Raw genomic sequence first — 2,223 nt, forward strand, 5'->3', positions numbered from 1 at the left:
TGGTGGCTTCTGGCCGGTCAGCTTTCCCTTGTTCCAAGGCACGCGCCGCGCGCTGCCGACGTCAATGGCTTCCATGACGATTCTCCTTTCGACGGAAGGAGGTTCTGTCTGAGGCAATCGCCGGCGGACGATATCCGACCCACAAGGGACCGTCGCTCTTCTCCAAAGCGGTCGTTCCGATGCCGAGTCGCAACCAACCTTGTCGAACAATGACGCCTGCCCGCACACCGACTGGACCATTCGGTAGCGGGAATGCCCTATCCAACGAGCCTCTTAAACCCGCTGGGTTGTGTGAGGATCAACTATGTGTACGTAGGCACCATCACGTCAACACAGCGGACATCAGCAGCCGAGTTACAAGCCCAATGCGCGTGGCTCGGATACGTCGTTCACTTTCTCCTATAAGTACAACATGGAGAAGACTGACAACGGCTGGCAGATCACGCAGTAAGCATCTAGCACCTCGTAGCAACAGCGATGAGCACCTTCGGGTCCTTTTTTGCTTGCTGGACACATCTATGCTCGACTGATGAGGTCGGTGCGTTTAGCCTCACGCTCGTCGAACTCGGCATTGTGACGCTGCAAATACGCAGCCCGCGCTCCACAGGGAGGCGTCAGCAGATCGCCCATCGGCCCAAGGCCCGCGAGATCATGTTTGAGCAGGGTGAATGAACAACGCAACGTGCCATCCGGGGCGAATGTGATGAGGTAGCGATCGAACAAGGCATCAACGTTCGCAGCGAGCAGCAGACCGTTTTGGGGATCGGTTTGCTCGTGTAGTTCTGATTTCGCGTACGGGACAATGTGGGACGCTCGCAAAACCCCCACAACAGATAGCCGCGTGACTACGCAGGAGCTTCCGAATTCTTTCAGCAGATCATCGCGATATTTGCCCTGTCCCATGCGCGCCTCCACCAGCATGCGCTTTCGCTCCGGGCTCTCTTTGCTCGCCTGAATCCGTTCAATGTCGCTGGCAGCGGTGACATCACTGCCCACTTCTGTCTGCGAAAGCACGTCGCCATCGATGTAACGCGCCCAGTCCTGCATCAGTTTTTTGGTTGTCTCGATACCCGTTACCCACAGGTAATGCTTGCGCTCGCCTGGTTCGTAACGTGAAAACAGGTCAGCGGGATCGATGCCGTGTGTCTTGGCAAAGGTGTCGAGAACGAAATCGGACGGTGTCGCGGCTGACGAGGCCCCGGGAAATCGATAGACGATTGTCCGAGGGTCCTTTTTTCGGCCCCACAAGTCGTGCCGCATTAATCCGACATAGACGCCTCGGTAAGTAATGCGCAACGTTAGTGCTGAGCCCGGCGACGGTGATTGGGTTGTAGCTGCAATCCTGAACCCAAGAAGCATAAGAACATCATAGACCTGCCATGCAAGCTCGTTCAGCTTTGGGCCCGTGTAGCCCGGGAGGTCCCGCTGTTCGCGTGTGAGGCCGGAATCGTCTGTCATTGTCAATGCGGTTTGCTTTCTGCGTTCGTGCCGATTATATGGTCGGGCTTCAAGACATGGCCGCTCTGCGTTTTTTCTTTGACAGCAGAATTTTCTGTAGCGCATCACGCATTGGAGCAGAGCATGCACGCCCCCCAATCCATCATTCTCGAAGCGGTAGACGAAGTATCGATTCTTTGCAGCAACGCCGCATCCCCAATGGGTCAGTTCTGCGTGGACGTCGACACCCTCGCATAGGCCTCACCCTAACTACGGGCGCGCAAGAGGGCGTCGTCAAGCCCTTTGGTATATACCAGCCTTCAGCTTTTTCGCTTCCAGAACAAAATGGCCTCGCAGGTGGCAATCGACGCGACCGACGCTGCTGGAGCCGTCACCAAGCAAAAAAATAAAAGGACGCTCGAGCATGTTGTCATGCGCGGCATTGGGGTGTGACTTCGGCATCTCAAATAGTTCGCACGGATCCAACACGAAAGACTGCGCGGTCGCCAGTTTGCTTGCCTTTACCCCTTGCCAGCGATCAATGAACCCCCTTAATTTATGTCATTTTGTTCAGAGCGCGGGTTGATACCATCATCACGTCTCGCGGTGAACCACGATGTCACTAGACGATTGTCGACAATCCTAGCAGGGATGTCGAATGTCTCAAACTGGCCGACGACAGTCGCACACGTCGAGAAGGCTCATTTGCCTTAGCCCCAAAGCTCAACGATCACAACATCCGTATCGCCACGCGCGATCAAATCCAGCTGCGCCTCTTCCCGGATA

Annotated in this window: 1 protein-coding gene; it reads right to left on the bottom strand. The window is 55.6% G+C overall.

The genetic code is table 11. The features are described 5' to 3' along the window. Positions 1–516: 516 nt before the first annotated feature. A complete protein-coding gene (locus U5A57_RS41170) occupies positions 517–1,458 on the bottom strand; it encodes an HNH endonuclease signature motif containing protein (RefSeq protein WP_321918062.1) in 942 nt (313 codons plus the stop codon). Between the last annotated feature and the right edge of the window lie 765 nt (positions 1,459–2,223).

Origin of the sequence: Paraburkholderia sp. J11-2, from assembly GCF_905220185.1 — a bacterium.
In the GTDB taxonomy this organism is placed as follows: Bacteria; Pseudomonadota; Gammaproteobacteria; order Burkholderiales; family Burkholderiaceae; genus Paraburkholderia.